At 65.6% G+C, this 294-nt stretch carries 1 pseudogene; it reads right to left on the bottom strand.

Features of this window, described 5'->3' with window-relative positions:
- A pseudogene (locus tag EN850_RS35610) lies at positions 1–294 on the bottom strand (transglutaminase family protein); the annotation flags it as partial.

Consider the following 294-nt stretch of genomic DNA (forward strand, 5'->3'; position numbering starts at 1 on the left):
CAGCGCGGCAACTGCTCGCCCGGATACCATTTGCCCTGGCCGATATGCAGGAAGCCGTTCGCAACGTAGCGCGAACGCAGCTTGTCCATCAGCGCGACGGCATAGCCGCGTTTGCTAGGGCCAAGCGCGTCGGTGTTCCATTCGGCGGCGTCGCGGTCGCGCACGGACACGAAAGTCGGCTCGCCGCCCATCGTCAGGCGCACGTCCATGTCGGCCAGTTGCCGGTCCACCTGGGCGCCCATTGCGAGCACGTCGCTCCACACTTCTTCGCTTTACGGCTTCGTGATCCACGGC

Source organism: Mesorhizobium sp. M8A.F.Ca.ET.207.01.1.1 (assembly GCF_004794715.1).
Classification (GTDB): Bacteria; Pseudomonadota; Alphaproteobacteria; order Rhizobiales; family Rhizobiaceae; genus Mesorhizobium.